General features: G+C 62.2%; 18 protein-coding genes and 1 pseudogene. 14 read left to right on the forward strand and 5 right to left on the reverse strand.

Annotation, left to right across the window (positions count from 1 at the left end; translation table 11 throughout):
- The first annotated feature begins 97 nt into the window (after positions 1 to 97).
- The 7 genes from ABR323_RS05685 to ABR323_RS05715 all read left to right on the forward strand — a co-directional run bounded on the left by ABR323_RS05685 (position 98) and on the right by ABR323_RS05715 (position 7039).
- A complete protein-coding gene (locus ABR323_RS05685) occupies positions 98 to 772 on the forward strand; it encodes a response regulator transcription factor (protein ID WP_439448592.1) in 675 nt (224 codons plus the stop codon).
- On the forward strand, positions 772 to 2121 hold the full coding sequence (locus ABR323_RS05690) for a sensor histidine kinase (protein ID WP_439448564.1): 1350 nt from the start codon (positions 772 to 774) through the stop codon (positions 2119 to 2121). The genes ABR323_RS05685 and ABR323_RS05690 overlap by 1 nt, the downstream gene beginning before the upstream one ends.
- A gap of 323 nt (positions 2122 to 2444) precedes the next feature.
- On the forward strand, positions 2445 to 2861 hold the full coding sequence (locus tag ABR323_RS05695; protein ID WP_439448565.1) for a hypothetical protein: 417 nt from the start codon (positions 2445 to 2447) through the stop codon (positions 2859 to 2861).
- A gap of 135 nt (positions 2862 to 2996) precedes the next feature.
- A complete protein-coding gene (locus tag ABR323_RS05700) occupies positions 2997 to 4187 on the forward strand; it encodes an efflux RND transporter periplasmic adaptor subunit (RefSeq protein ID WP_439448566.1) in 1191 nt (396 codons plus the stop codon).
- On the forward strand, positions 4184 to 6148 hold the full coding sequence (locus ABR323_RS05705) for a MacB family efflux pump subunit (RefSeq protein WP_439448567.1): 1965 nt from the start codon (positions 4184 to 4186) through the stop codon (positions 6146 to 6148). The genes ABR323_RS05700 and ABR323_RS05705 overlap by 4 nt, the downstream gene beginning before the upstream one ends.
- Positions 6149 to 6238: 90 nt before the next feature.
- Positions 6239 to 6634 carry a hypothetical protein gene (locus tag ABR323_RS05710; RefSeq protein ID WP_439448568.1) on the forward strand — a complete coding sequence of 132 codons (396 nt, stop codon included), beginning with the start codon at positions 6239 to 6241 and terminating at the stop codon, positions 6632 to 6634.
- A gap of 27 nt (positions 6635 to 6661) precedes the next feature.
- Entirely contained in the window at positions 6662 to 7039 is a 378-nt protein-coding gene (locus ABR323_RS05715; protein WP_439448569.1) for an EF-hand domain-containing protein, read from the forward strand.
- A gap of 505 nt (positions 7040 to 7544) precedes the next feature.
- Here ABR323_RS05715 and ABR323_RS05720 read toward each other — a convergent pair.
- Complete coding sequence (locus ABR323_RS05720; RefSeq protein WP_439448570.1) at positions 7545 to 7892, reverse strand: winged helix-turn-helix transcriptional regulator; 348 nt, start codon at positions 7890 to 7892, stop codon at positions 7545 to 7547.
- 101 nt (positions 7893 to 7993) lie between these two features.
- Between ABR323_RS05720 and acuI the strand changes: the two genes are divergently transcribed.
- The gene (acuI, locus tag ABR323_RS05725) at positions 7994 to 8983 is read left to right on the forward strand and encodes an acrylyl-CoA reductase (NADPH) (RefSeq protein ID WP_439448571.1); all 990 of its coding nucleotides are present in this window, start codon (positions 7994 to 7996) and stop codon (positions 8981 to 8983) included.
- A 130-nt stretch (positions 8984 to 9113) separates the two neighbouring features.
- Positions 9114 to 9434, forward strand: coding sequence for a hypothetical protein (locus tag ABR323_RS05730; protein WP_439448572.1), 321 nt, complete (start codon positions 9114 to 9116; stop codon positions 9432 to 9434).
- Positions 9435 to 9503: 69 nt separating this feature from the next.
- Here the strand turns inward: ABR323_RS05730 and ABR323_RS05735 are convergent, their stop codons facing one another.
- A complete protein-coding gene (locus ABR323_RS05735; protein WP_439448573.1) occupies positions 9504 to 9713 on the reverse strand; it encodes a hypothetical protein in 210 nt (69 codons plus the stop codon).
- Between the two features lie 177 nt (positions 9714 to 9890).
- Here ABR323_RS05735 and ABR323_RS05740 point away from each other — a divergent pair, with 177 nt between their 5' ends.
- Positions 9891 to 12641 (forward strand): UvrD-helicase domain-containing protein, encoded by a 2751-nt coding sequence (locus ABR323_RS05740; RefSeq protein ID WP_439448593.1) that lies wholly within the window; start codon positions 9891 to 9893, stop codon positions 12639 to 12641.
- Between the two features lie 257 nt (positions 12642 to 12898).
- Here ABR323_RS05740 and ABR323_RS05745 read toward each other — a convergent pair whose 3' ends face one another.
- The gene (locus tag ABR323_RS05745; RefSeq protein ID WP_439448574.1) at positions 12899 to 13492 is read right to left on the reverse strand and encodes a suppressor of fused domain protein; all 594 of its coding nucleotides are present in this window, start codon (positions 13490 to 13492) and stop codon (positions 12899 to 12901) included.
- Between the two features lie 678 nt (positions 13493 to 14170).
- On the opposite strand from ABR323_RS05745, the gene ABR323_RS05750 reads away from it, so the two are divergent.
- Complete coding sequence (locus tag ABR323_RS05750; protein WP_439448575.1) at positions 14171 to 14626, forward strand: hypothetical protein; 456 nt, start codon at positions 14171 to 14173, stop codon at positions 14624 to 14626.
- Between the two features lie 277 nt (positions 14627 to 14903).
- Positions 14904 to 15026: pseudogene (locus ABR323_RS05755) on the forward strand (IS5/IS1182 family transposase); the annotation flags it as partial.
- Between the two features lie 152 nt (positions 15027 to 15178).
- Here ABR323_RS05755 and ABR323_RS05760 read toward each other — a convergent pair.
- Entirely contained in the window at positions 15179 to 15976 is a 798-nt protein-coding gene (locus ABR323_RS05760; protein ID WP_439448576.1) for an isocitrate lyase/PEP mutase family protein, read from the reverse strand.
- A gap of 623 nt (positions 15977 to 16599) precedes the next feature.
- Positions 16600 to 17469, reverse strand: a complete 870-nt coding sequence (locus ABR323_RS05765; protein ID WP_439448577.1) for a hypothetical protein — start codon at positions 17467 to 17469, stop codon at positions 16600 to 16602.
- A 906-nt stretch (positions 17470 to 18375) separates the two neighbouring features.
- On the opposite strand from ABR323_RS05765, the gene ABR323_RS05770 reads away from it, so the two are divergent.
- Together ABR323_RS05770 and ABR323_RS05775 are read left to right on the forward strand one after the other, a co-directional pair.
- Positions 18376 to 19092 carry a hypothetical protein gene (locus ABR323_RS05770; protein WP_439448578.1) on the forward strand — a complete coding sequence of 239 codons (717 nt, stop codon included), beginning with the start codon at positions 18376 to 18378 and terminating at the stop codon, positions 19090 to 19092.
- A gap of 260 nt (positions 19093 to 19352) precedes the next feature.
- Positions 19353 to 19454 (forward strand): transposase (locus tag ABR323_RS05775; RefSeq protein WP_439448594.1); only part of this gene is annotated, 102 nt, incomplete at its 3' end.

Here is a 19454-nt window from a genome sequence, read left to right on the forward strand (position 1 = left end):
TCGTGAAGGCACGCCATGTTCACGCAATGTTCCTGTAATACGGTGCCGGCGCGTGCCGAACCGCCCTGCCACGCCCCTTCCTGCCCAAGCCCTGCCGATGCACATCCTGCTGATCGAAGACGAAGCCGAACTGGCCGCTACCCTGAAGTCCGCCCTGCAGCGCGAGCGCTACGTGGTCGACCTGGCCAACACCCTGGCCCTGGCCCGCGAAGCGGCTCTGTCTGGTTCGCACGACCTGGTGCTGCTGGACCGCACCCTGCCCGATGGCGACGGCTTGGGATTGATTTCGCTGTTGCGCGAGCGCAACCCCGGGGTGCCGATCATCGTGCTGAGCGCGCTGGGGCAGCTGCCGGACCGCATCGCCGGCCTGGATGAGGGGGCCGACGACTACCTGGCCAAGCCCTTCGCGCTGGAAGAACTGTTCGCGCGGATCCGTGCGGCCGGGCGCCGGCCGAGCGGCATGCAGGTAGAACCGGTGAGCATCGGCCGGCTCCTGTTCGACCCCGCCTCGGGCGAGGCCAGCGTGGGCGGCCAGCGACTGGAGCTTCCGCGGCGCGAGATCCGCGTGCTGGCCACCCTCGCCCGCCGACTGGGCCGCACCGTGCTGCGCGAGTCCATTGAAATGGCGGTGTACGGCTTCGACGACGGCATTCATTCCAATACGCTGGACTCGCATGTCTCTCGTTTGCGGCGAAAGCTGGCCGACGCCGATGCAGGGCTGGAGATCCACGCCATACGCGGTGTCGGCTATCTGATGCGGGAAACGAAGTAATGGCACGTCGTCCCTCGCTGAAGCGCCCGCTGATCGTCAAAACGCTGATCTACCAGCTGCTCGCGTTGCTGGTGGCGTTCTTCGCGCTGCTGATGGTGCTGGTACGTGCCGACAGCGGCGGCTACTACAGCATCCAGACCTTCGCGCCGGTGGCCGCCGACGCGGTGCACCGCGACCGCAACGGCGAGCTGTATGTGGAACACACACCGGAGCTGGCCGAGCTTCTGAAGGTCGTGCCCGACGCGTGGTTCATCGCCGAGGATGAACACGGCCACCACGTTACGTTCGGGCATGTGCCACCGGCCTATGCCTCGCTGGTGGGCGCCCTCGACGGCATTCCCTATGGGGACCTGCGCGGACGTGGCCGCAACGATGGCCTGGCCGTGGTGATACGCCAGCACCGCGGTCCGGCCGGCAAGCTGACCATCATGGCCCATGGCGAAACCGATTCGCTGACCTGGCAGATGGCGCTGGCCGCACACATCATCACGCTGCCCATCTTCCTGCTGCTGGGCCTGGCCACCATCATCCTGACCCCGATCATCGTGCGTCGCGCCCTGGCCGGCGTGGAACGCATCGCCCAGGAAGCACGCAACATCTCCGCCAGCCGCCGAGGCATCCGTCTTACAGAGACCGCCGTGCCGGTAGAGATCGCTCCGTTGGTGACGGCGGTGAATGAAGCCCTGGGCCGGCTGGACGAAGGACACGAACGGCAACGCCGCTTCATTGCCGCCGCCGCGCATGAGCTGCGCACACCCATTGCGATTCTGAGGGTGAAGATCGATGCCGCCGACGATGCCACCTCGCGCAGCCTGGCCGTGGAAGTGGCGCGGTTGGCGACGCTGGCCGAGCAGCTGCTGGATCTGCACCGCATGGAGGAGGACGGACCGAAAGAATCCATCAACCTGGCGCGGGTGGCCAAGCGGGTGGCCGCCGATCTGGCGCCGCTGCTGATCCAGTCGGGCAAGGCCGTGGCGGTGGCGGTGGAACCCCACTTCCCGGTGCTCGGCGAGGCCGGTGCGGTGGAACGGGTGATCTCCAACCTGGTTCTGAATGCTGCCGAACATGGCGGAAGCCAGGTCATCGTGCGCGTCCAAGGCAGTTGCCTGGAGGTGGAGGATGACGGCCCGGGCATACCGGTCGACCAGCGCGAACGCGTTTTCGAACCCTTCCAGCGGCTGCGGCCGCGGCAGACAGGCGCGGGCCTGGGGCTGAACCTGGTGCGCCAAGTGATCGACCGCCACGGTGGCCACGTTACGATTCTGGATGCACCTGGCGGTGGTGCATTGATCCGTGTTGAGTTTCCACTGCATCCGGGCGTGACCAGCACGCCACCGCTGGAGCACTGAACACATCGCATGCACGTGGGTAACTGACACCTGTCCAGGCGTGCCCGGCAGCGAGGACAGGCAAGGTTGCGGCAATGTTCGCTGCACAGCATCAGGGTGTGGCACCTGTCGTGCCACCGCGTTCCGATCCGACAGGAAGCCTGCATGTGACCCAGGGAGCCCCTCCTCCGTCTTCTTCCACGCGCACTGTGCCACCGCGGAATTCGCCGGGCCTTACAGCAGCTGCCTGGAATCGCCGCCCACGGGCTGGCCGTGCGCTCGGCCTGGAACATTGGCCGCACTGGTTGCGCGCCGTTCCAGAGGCCGAGCGCGCTGGCGTGTTGATGCGGCTGTTTGGCGCTTTGTTTCTGCTGCTGCCCGGCATTGCCCTGGTGACTTCAACGTATCGGCACGCCAGCGCAACGGCGGCCGCAGGCGTATTCCTGTTTGTTGCCGTGCATGCCGCGCTGCATGGGTTGGCAGCATGGCGAGCGGCAACCTCGCGCCCCATTCCACCGCTGCTGCGCGCTCTGGATGGCCATGCTGCCGGGGTAATGATTGCCAGTGCGCTGCTGACCGCCATCGGCGCAGGAATGACGAAGGTGCCTGTTTCAACGTTCTTCTGGTTGTTGGCCGGCGCGGCGAGTCAATTCTGCGGTGCGCGGATGGCAGGTCATCGGCTGCGTAATGTGCTGCTGGTTCTCGGTAGCGCCCTACAGTTCATCGCCGTAGCACTGCTCGCCCTTCTTGCCGCAGGCTGACACAGCGGTAGACCCGCAAGGTTCACGCAATCCAGCGCATCGAGACTCGACGACCATCCACACCCGTCACCACAGGTGTGCATTCCATCTGTCTCGAGGTCACACGATGCCCTGTCCCTTCTGGATGCCGCGCTGATGAGCGCCGCATCGCGCAATCGCCGCCGTATGCTCATCATTGCTGCCGCACTGCTGTGCAGCGCGCTGATTCTGTTTGCATTCCTGCGGCCGGCACCGCCACCGCAACTGCAGGTTGCACCAGTCGTTCGCGGCAACATCGAACAGGTGGTGGAAGCCACTGGCACGCTGAAGCCTTCGCGGCTGGTAAGCGTGGGCGCGCAGGTTTCCGGCCGCATCGATACCCTGCATGTGAAGCTGGGGGACAAGGTGAAGGCAGGCGATCCGATCGCCGATATCGATTCGCGCACGCAGCGCAATGCGCTGCTGAGCGCGCAGGCGGCACAGCGCACCGCGCGTGCCAATCGCGATGCACTGGCCACCGACCTGCGCCAGTTCGAGCTGACACTGCATCGGCAGCGGCAACTGGTGACATCGCAACTGGTGGCGCGCGCCGATTTCGATGCTGCCAAGGCCAAGGTCGATGCCACCCGCGAACAGATTGCCGCGCTGGACGGCGAGGTCGTGCGCCGACAGACAGACGTGGACATCGCGCAGACCAACCTGGAGTACACCCGCATCACCGCCCCCACCGACGGCACCGTGCTGGCCGTGGTCGCGCGCCAGGGGCAGACCGTGAACGCGGTGCAGAGCGCGCCGACCATCGTCATGCTGGGCAACCAGGACGTGATGACGGTGTACGCGGAAATTTCCGAGGCTGACGTTGTACACACGTCCGTTGGCCAAGAGGCATTCTTCACCATTCTTGGCGACGCAGGTCGCCGCTACAGCAGCCTGTTGCGCGACATCGCGCCGGCGCCCGAATCAATCACTCAGGAGGACAGTTCCAGCCTCGCCTCGCCGGCCGTGTCAGGCGGCAGCCGCACGGCCATGTACTACAACGGCCAGTTCGACGTGGACAATGCCGATGGCCGCCTGCGTAGCTACATGACCGCGCAGGTACGCATCGTGCTGGGCCGCGCCAGCAACGTGCTGACCATTCCCTCGGCCGCACTGGGTACACGCGCTGCCGATGGCAGCTACAGCGTGGACGTGCGCGGTACCGATGGGCACGCCAGCACGCGGCGCATCACCGTCGGGCTGGATGATCAGATCCAGGTGGAGGTCCGCAGCGGGCTGAAAGAGGGCGAACAGGTGGTGTTGGCGCAGGCCAGCGACGAAGCCGCAACTGCAACCGCGCAGCCGAAATGAGTACAGCCACGACCGAGCCGATGCTGCGCGTCCGCGGTGTACGCCGTGAGTTTGCAGCCGGCGAGCAGACCCTGGTGGTGCTGGATGGCATCGACCTGGAGATCCGCGCAGGTGAACTGGTGGCCATCGTTGGCCAGTCCGGCTCGGGAAAATCCACGCTGATGAACATCCTCGGCTGCCTGGATCGGCCCTCTGCCGGCGCCTATCAGATTGGCGGGCGCGAAACCGCACAGATGACGCCCGATGAGCTTGCCGAGCTGCGCCGTGAGCACTTCGGTTTCATCTTCCAGCGCTACCACCTGCTGACTGATCTGACCGCACTGAGCAATGTGGAAGTACCGGCAATCTACGCCGGCATGCCCGCGGACGGCCGCCACGCACGGGCCGCCGAACTGCTGACGCGGCTGGGCCTGGGCGAGCGCATGCAGCACCTGCCCGGCGAGCTGTCCGGCGGCCAGCAGCAGCGCGTCTCCATCGCCCGCGCGTTGATGAACGGTGGCGCGGTGATCTTCGCCGACGAACCCACGGGTGCACTGGACACACACTCCGGCAAGGAGGTGATGAAGATCCTGGGCGAGCTGCACGCCGAGGGCCATACCGTGGTGCTGGTAACGCATGACATGGCTGTAGCCGAACATGCGCAACGCATCATCGAAATCCGCGATGGACGGATTGTGGATGATCGTGTCACCGGCACTGCATCTGCAACGGGTGTAGCGACGGCAACCTCGCCTCAGCGCGGTAGTGGCGGTAGCTGGCAGGCCGTGCGCGACCGGTTCGCCGAGGCCTTCCGCATGGCCCTGCGCGCCATGAACGCGCACCGCATGCGTACCTTCCTGACCATGCTCGGCATCATCATCGGCATTGCGTCGGTGGTGTCGGTGGTGGCGCTGGGCACCGGTGCGCGGCAGGCCATCCTGTCCAACATCTCCTCCCTGGGCACCAATACCATCGAGATCTATCCCGGCTCAGGCTTTGGCGACCTGCACGCTGCGCGGGTGGAAACGCTCACCCCCGGCGACAGCGTGGCCCTGGCTGGCCAGCCGTTCGTGGACAGCGCCACGCCCGGGGTGGCCACCAGCGGGACGGCGCTGCGCGGTAACCGCTCGGCCAGCGTGCAGGTGCAGGGGGTCAGCGAGCAGTACTTCCGCGTGCATGGCCTGAAGCTGGGCGAAGGCGCCTTCTTCGGCCCTCCCGGCGTGGCCGGCTACCAGCAGGTGGTGGTGATCGACGCCAATACCCGCTCACGTTTCTTCGCCACGACGGAAAACCCAATCGGGCAGACGCTGCTGCTGGGCAACGTGCCGGTACGCGTAGTGGGTGTGGTGAAAAAGGATGCTGGCGCGGTTGGCGATGCATCATTGCTGCGGGTATGGCTGCCCTACACCACCGCCATGGCGCGCATGCTGGGGCAGAGCCACGTCTCCAGCATCACCGTGCGCGTTTCCGATGCAATCAGCATGGAAGCAGCCGAGCAGGCCATCGCGCGATTGCTGACGCGTCGCCACGGCAGCACGGATTTCTACTTGAGCAACAACGCGCAGATCCGCAAGTCCATCGAACAGACTACCGGCATCCTGACCATGATGATCAGCTCCATTGCGGCTATCGCATTGGTGGTCGGCGGGATCGGGGTGATGAACATCATGCTGGTTTCGGTGACAGAACGAACGCGTGAGATCGGCGTACGCATGGCGGTGGGCGCGCGACGCAGCGACATCCTGCAGCAGTTCCTGATCGAATCGGTGCTGGTCTGCCTGCTGGGCGGCGTGCTCGGCATCGGCGTGGCCTTGGCGCTGGGCGCGGTACTGGAGCTGGCCGACGTGGGCTTCAGCCTGGTGTTTTCCGCTCATTCAATTCTTGCCGCATTCGCGTGTTCCAGCCTGATCGGCATTGGCTTCGGCTTCCTGCCGGCACGCCGTGCCGCACAGCTGGATCCGGTGGAGGCGCTGGTTCGATAGCCGCTGCAATTACGCGCCCTGACGGCAGGTTCGCGCAATGTCTGCGGGGTGTACTACAGCCACCAATGATGTCCGCACAGGAGCTGGACGATGTTTCTGAAGACAGGAAGGACCGCGCTGATTCTGGCGGCCGCTGCGCAGCTGGTGCTGATGCCGTACTCCGGCGACGCCCATGCGCAGCGGGGCGACCGCTACAACCCGCAGTGGAACCAGGACTACCGGGATCGGGATCGCGATGCGTGGGAACGGCGCGAACGGGAGCGGGACCGTGATCGGGAACGCGAGCGCCGGCACGACGCCAGGACCGCCGGCGTCGTGGTGGGCGTGGTAGGTGCAGCGGTGGTGGCCGGCGTGATTGCCGCTGCCGCCAAACGTGAGCGCGAGACCCGCGAGCGCGCCGACTACTGCATGAACCGCTACGGCAACTACGACCGTCGCAACGACACCTATCGCGGTTCCGACGGCTACACCTATCCCTGCCGCTGACCTGTATCTCTCACGGACAAACGACCCATGACCAAGACCACCCTGTTGATCGCACTGTGCACTGCCCCGTTGCTGGCCCAGGCCACACCGGCTGACCCGAAACAGGCCTACATCGACTCCACATTCACCGCCATGGACACCAACAACGACGGGCGCGTCGACAAGGCCGAGTACGCGAGATTTCAGCAGGGACGCTTCAGCAAGCAGGCCGATTCAATCGACGCCGCGTTTGCCGCGATGGACAAGAACAAGGATGGCAGAATCAGCAAAGAGGAAGCCACCGTGGTGCCGGAGATCGCGCAGTACTTTTCGGGCCTGGACACCGATGGTGACGGTTATCTGTCGCTGAAGGAAATGCAACAAGCCATGGTCGCCGCGCAGACCGCAGACGCCCCGGCAAAGTAAATCCCTGCTGGGGCACTGACGTAGTGGATGCCCATCCGGGTGGGTACCTGCCCCGGACGCGGCTCCAACGCCGGTAAGGCCTGCAGGCTGAGCGCCGCGCTCGTGGCATCCCACACCCGCGTTTGCACCGGGTCGTTTTACTTGCGGGTCATCCGATCGATCCTGGCGACGGCCACCGTCGCCACAGTCGACACTTCCCCTGTTCCGGCCGAGGCGCCCAAGGGGCCATCAACGGCTGGCAACGTGGTACAGACCGAGAACGGCAACCTGATGACGGTCGTGCAAGGCCCCGATCCGGTATTCAGCACCGGTATGCGGGTGCTGGTGCTGTATGGGTCACCCTCGCGGATCATTGCAGATCCCCGTAATCCAAAGGCAACCCCGTAGTCCCAGCGATGCCCCTTCCAAGGGGCATCGCTCTATCCGCTGCTGACGGTGTGATATCACTCCACCTGCATTGCATGACGTTCGCGCGTCCACAGAAATCCCGCGCACTCCTCGCGCTTCAGTTGTTGCCATCGGTGTGTCCATGGCCGCGGTAGGTTTCACCCCACTCGCGCATGGCCAGCAGCACCGGCACCAGCGTGCGCCCGAACTCGGACAGCTCGTATTCCACCTTCGGCGGCACTTCCGGGTACACGTGGCGGATCACCACGCCATCGGCTTCCAGTTCACGCAGCTGGCTGGTCAGCATGGACTGGGTGGCATTGGGCACCCGCCGCGTCAGTTCCATGAAACGCCGCTTGCCCGTCATCAGATGAAAGAGGATGACAGGCTTCCATACGCCGCCGATGACCGACAGCGTGACTTCCACGGCGCAACCGCTCTTGCCGTCCCAACGCTTGCTACGCATGAATACTCCGGAAAACCATAGTACCTACGGAAAATCATCGTTCTTGTTGCGATAAGGGCGCGAGCCTAGCATGGCTTCATCCCGTGAATGTGAGGCCAAACATGACGTTCAAAGCACTGCTTACACGCAAGACCAACGACGAGGTTTCGACCGAGCTGGTCGATTTTGATGAGGCCGATCTGATGGACGGCGACGTCCTGGTACAGGTCGAGTACTCCACGCTCAATTACAAGGATGCGCTGGCACTGAGCAACACGCGTCCGGTCATCCAGAGGTTCCCGCTCATTCCTGGCATCGATCTGTCGGGTGTAGTGCTGGAGTCCAGCAACACCGGATTCGAACAGGGCGACCGCGTGGTGCTGAACGGCTGGGATCTCAGCATGGGCCACCACGGAGGTCTGGCACAGCGCGCCTGCGTGCGTGGCGAATGGCTCAACCGGATTCCTGGCAACCTGAGCACCCGCGACGCCATGGCCATCGGCACTGCTGGATACACGGCCATGCTGTGCGTGCTGGCGCTGGAAGATGCCGGGCTGACGCCCGAGAAGGGCGATGTGCTGGTGACCGGTGCCAACGGTGGCGTCGGCTCGATCGCGGTGGCGATCCTTTCAAAGCTTGGCTATCGCGTGGTGGCCGCCACCGGACGACCGGAACACGCCGGGTATCTGCACAGCCTGGGTGCGGCCGAGATCATTGATCGCGCCCAGCTTTCAGAACCGCGCGACAGGCCGGTGAGTGCCGAGCGCTGGGCAGGTGTGGTGGATGTGGCTGGCGGCCCCACCCTCGTCAACGCCATTGCCGAGACGAAATACCGCGGTGCAGTTGCCGCCTGCGGACTGGCCCAGAGTGATGCGCTGCAAGGCTCGGTGCTGCCCTTCATCCTCCGCAACGTGACCCTTGCGGGCGTGGATTCAGTGAATGCGCCGCAGGAGGTGCGTCAACGCGCGTGGGATCGTCTCGCCACCGATCTGGATCCGCAGAAGCTGGAAAGCACCGTGCAACTGATCGGGCTTGCCGAGGTGCTGGACGTCTACCAGCAGATCATTCCAGGCAAAGTTCGTGGGCGGATTGTTGTGGATGTCAACGCCTGAGAGGACGTCCATAGCGGATTCCATCCTGTAGCGAATGGTGAACACCTCGTGAAACCGTGCGAGCGGCAGCGGTCGCTTACCGCCACCGCTCGCATACGCTCAGGTTCCCATCGCCCCATTGGACACCGCCATGTCAATGACCGCATTCGCACTTGCCACCGCACTTTCGGGCCTGCCCGACATCACCTGGGAGCGCGAGCGCGGTGAGGACGCGCATCAGCTGATGCTCTGCCAGATCCATCGCGACGAGCTGATGCAGGATGACGCGAAGAACGATGCCTACCAGCGCGCCAGGGCGGTCTGCGATCTGCTGGCGCGTGAGTACAGGAACAAATGGGATTTCGATGCGCAGGAGGCATTGGCAGCATCGGCAGTGGATCTGGATGAGCTGATCCGGCGGGGAGATCTCATCGAAGTACCGCCTACGAAGCGGGATCGCGCCTACGAGTGATCGACTGCTCGCACATGCCAGCACGTGACGTTGCCGGACGACACATGGGCCCGATGCCGTTCGGTACTGCTAGCGGATCCGACCCGGCGCCAGTGCCAGGCGCCTGATCTCGTCTGGCGGAATGACGGTGCCATCCTCCATATCGATGCGCATCTGCGAGACGTCACCCTCGTGACCCTGCATTGCAGTGGTCACCAGGATCTTCAGCGCATCGGTCCGGATAGCGTAGCCGCCGACGGTATGCTTCAGGGTGCCCACGCTGTTCCAGTCAGTATCCATGGTCGACCTCCAGATCCACACGCTTGATGCTGGCAACAGCCTTCGCCCGCGTCAATGAAACCGGTCGCATGACTGGCCATGAGGCGAAACGCCACACGCGTCGTCAAGGCCCCTTATCATGGAGCGCAAGGGCTCTGTAAGCCCAATTGACGTACGCAAGGCAGTATCTGGATGTCTATGGAATGGCGCCCCTCAGGCTGGGGCCAGCGTGTGACCCGCTCGCCGAACTGGCGATTGCGGCTTGATGGCGAGCACGTCGAGCTCATGATCGGGGATAGACCGTACCGGGAGCACGTGGATGACGACCATCGCCTGCAGGTCACTCCTGGGCTGTTCTGGTCCAGGGTGGTGCTGCAGACCGAAGGCGGTGACACGCTGTCCGTAAATGGGCTGCCCAACGGCCAGGCCTCCCGACTTGCAGCTGCTGTACAGCACGTGCTCTTCGCGCGCACCACGCGTGGTCGCACGGCACTCTTTGAAGCCCTCCTGGAGCAGATCCAGGCGTGGCTGGCCGAGGCAGATGCGCTCACCGACCGGGGCGCTACCGGCCGCCGCTGGATCAGCCACGAACAGCAGCAGGCGCTGCTGGCCGACCGACCCACCCTGCCCCTTCAGCCAGACGAACTGGAACGGTTGTTCCTCGATGAGAATGTGCACGAGGACCTGCATTCGCCCAGCCACCGCGCCGCACTGGACGCCCTGCACGACTGGCAGCTGGACTGGCCCGCCGTGTGGGCCGACGCCAACGCGACCATGGCCACACGCGAACTGGCGCTTGCCAAGGAGTTCCTGGACCGGGTCGAGAGCAAACCCCTGACCGAGGAACAGGCGCGCGCCGTCTTCTGCTTCGACAATCGCGTGCAGGTCGTGGCTGCGGCCGGCTCTGGCAAGACATCCACCCTGGTCGCCAAGGCCGCTTATGCCATCGATCGCGGCTTTGTCGATCCCGAACGGATCGTGATGCTCGCCTTCAACAAGGACGCCGCGAAGGAGCTGGAAGAGCGCGCGCAGCGATCCTTCGACCGGCTCGGCATGGGCAACACCGTGGTGGAGGCCCGGACCTTCCACGCCCTGGGCCTGGCCATCATCGCCAAAGCCACAGGGCGCAAGCCCGACATCCCGGATTGGACCATCGACGCGACGCTCGGCTTCAACAAGCTGGCCGAACTGGTGGACGACCTGAAGGATCGCTCGACCCACTTCCGCACCCAATGGGACATGTTCCGCCTGGTATTCGGGCGCGACCTGCCGCCATTCGGCGCGGAAATGGATGCCGATGGTTACGACCGCGATGGCTCGCCCTATATCCGCACGCTGCAGGGTGAGCGGGTGAAGAGCCTGGAAGAATGCGTGATCGCCGACTGGCTGTTCTACAACGGCGTGACGTACGACTACGAGCGCCGCTACGAGTTCGATACCACGACAGACACCCACCGCCAGTATCGCCCCGACTTCTATTACCCGGACGCCGGGCTGTATCACGAGCACTTTGCGCTGGATGCCGATGGCCAGCCGCCGGAGCACTTTTCGAACTACGCCGAAGGCATGCACTGGAAGCGCCAGCAGCATGTGGCGCGCGGCACGGCCCTTGTCGAGACGACCTCCTTTGGCCTGCGCAGCGGACATGCCCTGCTGGACCTCGCAGAGAAGCTTGGCGAGTCTGATGTTGAACTCGACCCGAATCCAGACCGCGAGCTGTCCGATCAGGGCGCCAAGCCGATGCCGGACGCGGACCTGATCGGCTTGATGCGCACCTTCATTGCGCACGCCAAGAGCAACTGCCTGACGCTGGACGATATGGCCGCGCGCCTGCGGCAGATGCCCGAGGATCAGTTCAAGGAGCGACATCGTCGCTTCCTGGAAATCGCAGGGCCGGTTTTCCAGGCCTGGGACAACGCACTGGCTGACGAGCACGGCATCGACTTCGAGGACATGCTCAACATGGCCGCCGGGCTGCTGGAACAGGGCCACTATGAATCACCCTACGAACTGGTGATGGCCGACGAGTTCCAGGACGCATCGCGCGCCCGTGCGCGCCTCTGCCGTGCGCTGGTCAGCCAACCGGGCCGCCATCTGTTTGCGGTGGGCGATGACTGGCAGTCGATCAACCGCTTCGCCGGTGCCGACGTTTCGGTGATGACCGGATTCCGCGAGTGGATGGGGCACGGCCAGGTGCTGAAACTGGAACAGACGTTCCGCTGCCCGCAGGCACTGTGCGATGTGTCCAGCCGCTTCATCAGCCGCAATCCCGCGCAGATCACCAAGGAAGTTCGCTCTGCTGCGCCGGCAATGGGCCCGGTGCTACAGGCGTTCCAGATGACTCGGCGTGAGGAGGTGCAGGATGGCGTTCGTCAGTACCTCGCCAAGCTGCATCAGCAGTTGTTGTCCGGGGCGGTGCCCCAGGGGCGCAACGGGCGCGTGACAGTCTTTGTTCTGGGGCGGTATCGCGCGGATCGCGGTGCAGTGCCTTTGGATTGTAAGACGGCCGTCGGCAGCACGATGGACGTGGAGTTCCTCACGGTCCATCGGTCGAAGGGACGCGAGGCGGACTACGTGATCCTGCCGGGCATGATCAATCGCAGCTTCCCGAGCCTGCGCGCGGATGACCCGGTGCTTTCGCTGGCAATGCCGGACGGCGATACCTATCCGCTGAGCGAAGAACGGCGCCTGTTCTATGTAGCACTGACGCGTGCGCGACGCTCGGTTGCGATGTTCACCCTGCAGGGCAAGCACTCGCCGTTCCTGGATGAGCTGGTGCGGGACGGCGCGGTGGAAGTTACCGCGATTTCAGGCGCGGCCATTCACGAAGAGCGCTGCCCGGTGTGCAAGGTGGGGGTGTTTGTGGACCGCAATGGGCCACATGGAGCTTTCCGGTCGTGCTCCAGCTATCCGTTGTGCCACAACAAGCCGGGTGGGCGACGCAGGTAAGTGCGTTCTTCTGCGCACTCAGCGCGGCGATGTTCGACCATGCCAAACTTTCATCGAGAACTATGCCCGGGGCTCGATCCCGCTAGGGGATCGGCCATCCACGCCGGCAGCTGGACCTCGTCAACTTTCGATGGATGACCCCATGGAACAGTGGTATCTCGCGACACTGTTGGCGTTGTTCCTGCACCAGATCGAGGTGACGGGTGGCATCATGCCCCCCCTTCTCGGCCGGCCGACTCGGCTAGTGCGTCAACACCTCAATCCAGCACTGCCTGCTGCCTCGACATGTCCAGTATGTTCACACTCTGGTCGACGAGCCGGGCTTCAAAGGCGTCGCTGCCAAACTCCTGGATAAACAAGCGCTCCTCCTCATAGATCGACATGCATTGAAGCCAGTTGACCTGCAGCGGCGGAATATCAAGCTGCGGAAAATGATCTTCATTCCAGAAGAATGGTACAGCCAGATACACGTGAGGCATCCTTGGATTTGGAAGGTAATCACGAAATATGTTTTCCACAACGCACCCCGGAAGTACAGATCTCTCAGTCTTTATGATGTGGAGCGCGACTGACGCAACGGCATTCACCCAGTAGCCCTCAGAGGCGAGCGCTGCGGCACATAGCTCAACTCTCGTGAAGAGCTCATCGCCAGAATCTGTAATCAACGCAACCTCCGACACACCGATCGTTCCGATCGATACAATCTCCGGGTCGACGGGGTCCAGGCATGTCAGCATGTCGATTGACGCAGCCCCTGCCTCATCCAGGTATTCCCGGGCCTGTGGTTTGCCACCAAATATTTTCTGTTCGTACTTAGCTACCAATCTGCATTGAGCACTTGGGATAGACATGTCTCACTCCGGACTTCAGTCAACTGTAGTTTTTACGTCCTTCTAACTTCGCGACAACGCGCTAGTCCCGCAGAAGCTGGAGTTGGGGGCAGACCTTCTATGTAACGCCGCCTCACACTGAGTAGTGCAGAGGTGGGATCAAGGCATAGCTCGACGGCATCGCACAACTCTAAGTCGAGGTTGGCGCCCGCCATGGACCCGTATGACGTGCGGCAGTCTAGCGACGGGAGATGGCGAGTCAATGCAACTATGCAGAATTTGATGAAAGGTAGCGACGCAATTGACACCCCGCTTCCATCTTTAGCCCGTGAGGCCGCCCCGCTGGGCTGTGCTGACTGTGACCATCTATCGAACGCAATAGTGCGCGAGGCACAGAGCTCCAGCGGACAAGGGGACGATAGCGTCATGCTTGCGCTGTGATAGCTGAGGGGCGTCCCGCTGCGGTGCATTGCGCCACAGCCGCTTTTTCCGATTTGTTGCATAGCCGCCACGGCCTGACTGCCGCAGGCTCCCCGGGGTTCACCCCCCGTTTTCACGGACACTTACAAGAAGACCGATTCAAGCCATGAAGAGTGTTCATGTCGAAGCGAAGGAAGTTCAGCGCCGGGTTCAAGTGGGGCGCGGTTAAGCAGGCAAGCCAGCCGGGACCAAGGGCCAGCGGGAAAAAATATTTAGTAGATGATTATAAAAAATAAAGAAGAGTTAAAGTCGCTGATTGATAATGTTACGTCCTCAGAGGGCTATGAGGGCAATTACGGCCACCACACAGCAGACACGAGTGCGACGTTATGCAATGTTGATGATTCACATCGTCACCAAGTTCCAGCTGACTATCTGGAATTTCTCACAGAATTTGGTTTCGGAGAGCTAGATGCGGCATTTTACATTGATGATGGCCCAGAGAAATATTCAACCATATGCGGCCGGGAAATTGAGGGCTATGATGTTATTTACGTATTCGGTGGAAACTCTAGCGATGTGCTATATGCTTTTGACGCAAAAAATAATTGGCAAGTTGTAGAGATTAATTCCGAACTGGGTGGATTTGATGTGTTGGCGCCAAACTTTTCTGACTTTATATTGGAACAGCTGAAGTACATCAAGTCTTTAGTTGAGCGGCGTGCGGCGGACTGATTGTTAGCGTTGCACTTTAAGATATGCAAAAGACGCAGGTCCTGCGCTGGAAACAACCAATCCGATTGCTGTGAGTAGTAGTCGTTCCATTGATAAAGCGTAGAGTTACGAAAGCAGTGTACGTGGAATCTACGAAAATACTCCACATGCTGATCGGCAATACACAGAACTTGTTTATGGACAACGTGTTAAGGATGCCCTGAACAAGTGCTCCGGTGTTGCCGGCCGATGGCCGGCAACCTGATGGACAATGGCAGCACATGTTGATGAGCAATTCATGCAGCTGACATTCGGCGACGCCGAGGGCCCGGGCAAGCGCAAATAGACCCGCCGGGAAATCTTCCTAGGGGAGATGGAGCAGGTTGTTCCGTGGAAGTCCCTGCTGGCGCTGATCGAGCCGCAGGACCGGACACATGGGATCAGGTGTATGTGTAAGACCCCTACAAAGACATTTCCTGAAGCGGTCACCGCGCGACGTAGAGTGCTGTTCATGCGCGACCGCGAGCCACGGAAGGTGACGAGGAAGTCGTGGGCCAACATGTCGACACTGGCTTAAGGCCGCGATGAGAACATCAAATTGAACGTGGCATAGTCCGGCGCCATATCGTCTGCGGCAAGCGTGCCGCTCAGCAGCGCGCGTGTTGCTGTCGATGCGCTCGCCCAGGCATGCATGAAAAGGGCAGGTCCGGCGCTCAAGCGGCGTACTCCCGCTGCGTACAGCGTTTCGTTTGAAGGCATTCCCGGCAGCCACATCACATTGAGTGGCAAGGGTATTTGCTCTTTGAGTGCGGCGATGTCCTGCGGCAGCTGCAGGCCGGGTACGAAACCACCATCCGCGCCGGACCGCGCGCAGGTCTGAAGCCGCTCCACGCTCATCCGTATTGCTGCCTCGCCGTGAGCCAAGCCACGCAGATATACGTCCGTACGTGCATTGATAAACAGCGAACGCGGCCCAAGTATGTGCCTCACTGCGGCGATCTTGGCGGCGAGCAGTGCTGGATCGCCGTCGCCATCCTCGATGTTGATGCCGACCACCCCAAGCTCAGCCAGGTGTTGTACGCACGTCGCCACCTCAAGAGGATCGTCGCTGTATCCGTCTTCAATGTCGACGGTTACAGGCAACGCGGTGACGCGCACGATCTCGGCAACCCGCTGCAGCAGTGCCCGCATGGGCAGCGATCCACCGTCTGCATGGCCGCAGGACCACGCCAACGCTGCGCTGGAGGTGCCTACCGCGTGAGCCCCACACGCCTGCGCCAGGCGGGCCGATGCTGCGTCCCAGATGGTTGGCAGGGTCAGCAGCTCGTTCTGATGGTGCAGATGCACGAAACGTTGGTATCGGTTGGACATGGCTCACTCCAGGGAAAGTTCCCCGTAGTCTGCAGATCCCCCGGCCAGCACGCTCGCCGCTTTCGGACGGCAATGCAGCGGTAACCAGTAAAAAGGTTCTACTCTCCCCAGGACAATCAGTGCAACACATAGCTGGATTAGCCGTGATCCGTTCCGGGTAGGCCGCCTGGCCAGCGAGCCGCCGGCGATGGAGGCCCACCGCGTCAGCCGCGCGGTGAACACGCCCCGGAACAACCGCGAGGATCTGGTACTGCAAGTCGACTGAGGCAGAGTCGAGCCTAACTTAACTCTGTACCGGCAAGCCGCCGCTCACGCGCCCCGGGTTGAGCTGCCTGTGGCCCCGGATCCGGCAAGGTCAGGATGCCCGCCCTTCCCGGCTGGCGCCATCGGGCGACCTCGCCTTGTAGGGTCGGGCTGTCCCTACACGCCCGGGCACGACCGGCCGGGCTACCCTCCGGCCATGTGCGGCCGATTCGTCCAGCTCCCCGTGATCGACTTCGGTCAGCCGGGCTGGCTGACCGTGCCCCCGGCCTGGCCGAGATCCAGCCCAGTTACAACCTGGCGCCGACACAGCGCGCGACAGGAGACCGGCACCACGTCGCCCCATGCCAGATCTCTTTGTTTCACTGCGGCACCAAGTGGCCGAAGAAATATCGCTTACCGGCCGCAAAGTCCACAGGTGCTGCCAAATATCGGTTCAGTATGACTGCCGCTGCCCTGGGTTGAAATATGCCCTCCCTGTAGAAAGCGGAGCAATCGACTCCAGAATAGACCTCGAATTTACGTCGCCATATCAGGAAATTACCCCAATCCACCCAGTCCTTGGCGTTCCTCGGCTCCAGTGACTTCTTCATGAGTGCTATTTGCAGGTTCATATCGACGGAGGCGCCTCCCGATATCGATGCCTTGTCACTGCCACAGATGCCTCTCAACTGCTGCAGTCTCACACCCACAGCATTGGTGTACTCGTCCTCACTTAAGCCACTGGCAAAGAATTGAGGCTCAATAGCCTCAATTGGGTCGAGAAGATTGACAATGTTTGCCTCGATCGATTCCCGATCAGCCCTGCGGCTCAGCGCACGCCACGCTTCAAGCATGAAGGGAACCAACCACATAACACCGGACCATTGAGCTGCAAGACTTGCCTCAATGCGTAGATAGTCCGGCCCATCAATCATCAGCTCTGCAATAAACTCGAGGTCGCCATCCAGCCCCGTATCAGCTGTCAACCCCAAGCAGGCCGACACCAAGGTTGGGGCATTGCGCTTGTCCAGTATCAAGCGCCTCAGCTTAGAAACATGACCAAAATCTGCCTTCTTTGCGCGCTCCAATACCCACGCCAATGCCGCCCATGGGTCATCATTTGGAAATTCACCAGCGGACAGCATTGCCAGTGGCGCGGCGTGCGAATAGTGATAACCCCGACCCTTCCAATAGAAACAGCCCTGAAGGTACTTTGGCCTCTGGGTGTACTGGTATGTGAAGGTTTTCATGTCGTACGCAAATGGTAGTCGCATTTCCGGAGGTGACAACACCCGTAACCAACTTCTTGGAAGCGGCCTCACGCTGCGCAGAACAAGCACTGAGTTTGCAATGTTTCTTCTCAGCGACATGTCTAGTCAAGAAGACGTCAGCGACCGGCTGCTTCAGGTCGCCAAGGTGGTAAGCCGCTGCTTGGCTTGCTCCTGTCAGTTCAGGGCGCGGGCGGACAAGGCCTCATCGGGCCGCTTCTTGTCTTGGGTAGTGCGCGTACAGCGCTGCGAACTCCTACAGCGACAGGGTCGCGCCGGTCATCCGGACCAGCTTCTGATCGGCGGCGGTGATCTGGGCGGAGTAGTACTGGGTGCCATCCGGCCGCACCTGCCGTTGGGGCTGCGTGATGGATGCCTACCGCGTCAGCCACTCGATGAACACGCCGGAAAACAACCGCGAGGACCTGCTGCTGCAAGTCGAATGAGGCGGAGTCGAGCCTGACTCGACTCTGTGCCGGCGCGGCGCTGCTCACGCGCCCCCAGGTTGAGCTGCCTGTGGCTGCGGCTCCGGATCCGGCACGGTCAGGATGACCGCTCCGCCCAGCCAACGACGTCGGGCAACCCCGCCCTGTGGAGTCGGGCTATCCCTACACGTCCCGGGCACATGGCCGAGCCACCCTTCGGTCATGAGTGGCCATTGCATCCGGCCCTATCTCCGCGAAACCGCCCCTTGGCAGCGTCAGTCCACCCAGTACAGACACCCAGAGGTGACGACCCACGACAGACGCTTCGACGTCATGCGGGCTGCATCAACCGACTGATGGCGTGGCTTGCTGTCTATCAGAACGCAGTGGCATGCTGACTGGGCGGACAAGACCGTCTGCGGACGGCTTGTTCGCCTCACTGCCGCACACACAAGGAGATGTGATGTCGATAGAAATCGAAGCACTGCAGGCACAGATTGCGCACCTGAAAAGAAGTCAACGACGGTTGACTCTGGCTTGCACAGGTGCAGGTCTCTTGACGATGGCAGCGTTGATGATGGGGGCGACATCACAGCGTAGTGCCAGCTTCGACGTCATTGATGCCCAACGCCTCAACATCAAAGAACCCGATGGGACTATCCGGCTGGCTATTTCCAACCGCACCCTCTTCCCTGGGGCGATCATCCGCAACGAGGAGCAAGAGCATCCGCGCCCCATGGCAGGCATGCTCTTCTTCAACGATGAGGGCACGGAGAACGGTGGTCTGATCTACAACGGCGCGCTTGGAAAGGATGGCAAGGGCTCCAGTGGGTTGAGCCTGACCTTTGATCGCTACCAGCAGGATCAGCAGATGCAACTGCTGGGCGTGGACGACGCGGGCAAGCACTTCGCAGGCCTGACCTTCAGTGATGTCGCCGATGGCGTGGACCGCCCGTTCTTCTCCGATCGGGATGAATTACTCCATCGGGAAGGCATTCCTGCCATCACTGAGCGCGTGTTCCTCGGCAAGTCCGATTCTCGCGATGCAATGCTCACATTGCGCGATGGTCAGGGAAAGCCAAGACTGGAAATGATCGTCACTCCCTCTGGGCATGCCAGTCTGCGTTTCCTTGATGAGAGCGGCAAGGCAACACGGCAAATCTCCGCTGATAGCCAGTAGCTCGTCGGCGCCATCGCAGAACTGGGCCCACATAGCCAGTTCCGCCGGGCTCCTGCCGGCGCGAAGCGCATCATCCGTCGCCTTCGGGGTTTTCCGCCGCTTCCTCCCTAGGTCGTGCGCGTACAGCGCCGCGTACTCCTGCAGCGACAGAGTCGCGCCAATCATCCGGACCAACTTCTGGTCGGCGGCATTGATCTGGGTTCACCCCCCGTTTTCACGGACACTTACAAGAAGACCGATTCAAGCGATGAAGAGTGTTCATGTCGAAGCGAAGGAAGTTCAGCACCGGGTTCAAGTGGGGCGCGGTTAAGCAGGCAAGCCGGCCGGGTGTGAGCTGCGCCCAGGTAGCCCGGGAGCTGGGG

Origin of the sequence: Stenotrophomonas sp. ATs4 (genome assembly GCF_051861585.1) — a bacterium.
GTDB lineage: Bacteria > Pseudomonadota > Gammaproteobacteria > Xanthomonadales > Xanthomonadaceae > Stenotrophomonas > Stenotrophomonas maltophilia_AS.